Below are 1,039 nucleotides of genomic sequence, written 5' to 3' on the forward strand. Positions count from 1 at the left end.
CTGATGATCATCGTGGGACTGGTCGGCTATGTGGTCTGGGTCTGGACCCAGCCGCGCGTGGTCGGCCGCGGGCCCTGGACCGTGGTGCTGCCGGGCGGGCCGCTGACGCTGCTCCAGATTGCGATCGGCATCATCGATCTCGGCTTCTGCGCGCTCGCGATGTACGTGCTGGTCCCGGACGAGCCCAATCTCGGCTTCGTCGTGGTCGCCGTGATCTTCGTCTCGGCGACCCTGCTCGGCTTTGCCAGCCACTCGCCCGGGGGTCTCGGGGTGTTCGACGCCGCCATGCTGGTCGGCCTCTGGCAGATGGACCGGGAGGAACTCCTCGGCGGCATGCTGCTGTTCCGCGTCCTCTATTATCTGTCCCCCTTCGTCATATCTGTAATCTTGCTGACGTTTCGCGAAGTTATAATCGGCGCCCGATCGAAGCGTTTGCAGCAGGCGGCGCTCAAGCTCGACCCCGGCCCGGCGCGTGAAGCCGCCTATGTGAGAGAGCGCAGCGACAGCGGCGCCTGATCGGCCAAGCCTTCAGGACAGGGCCGTCAGGACAAGCCCTTAGGAGAAGCCCGCCCGATGGCGATCGACGCCCCCTCGTCTCCCACCGCGCAGCCCTGGTCCGACCGGCTGCGGCACTCGACGATCATCCTGATCGCCGCGGCGCTGGCGCTGTCGGTCGTGGTCTCGCTCGGCGAATTGTCGGCGTTGCACGCCATTGCCGTGTTCCTCTGCATCGCGGCTGCGGCGCTGATCCCCTGGCGGCTGCACGATACCGCCGCCTCGCGCGACGATGTCAGGCGCATCAATCCGGTCGAGAGCGCCGCGGTGGCCGCGGTCGTCGCCGGCATGCCGGACCCGGCGGTGCTGCTCGACCGCGCCGGCCGCGTGATCCATCTCAACGCGGCCGCGGCCCAGCTCGCGCCGGCGCTGCGCCGGAACGAGCTCGCCCAGTTCGCGCTGCGCTCGCCGGAGATCATCACGGCGTTGCGCGAGTCGATCGCGACCACCGAGCCGCGGCGCGCGACCTATCTCGACCATGTCC

At 68.8% G+C, this 1,039-nt stretch carries 2 pseudogenes; both read left to right on the forward strand.

Annotation, left to right across the window (positions count from 1 at the left end):
• A pseudogene (locus AC1D00_RS42590) lies at positions 1–516 on the forward strand (UPF0104 family protein); the annotation flags it as partial.
• 57 nt (positions 517–573) lie between these two features.
• Positions 574–1,039 (forward strand): annotated as a pseudogene (locus tag AC1D00_RS42595) (two-component sensor histidine kinase); the annotation flags it as partial.

This window comes from Bradyrhizobium sp. P2_E8, from assembly GCF_056403875.1.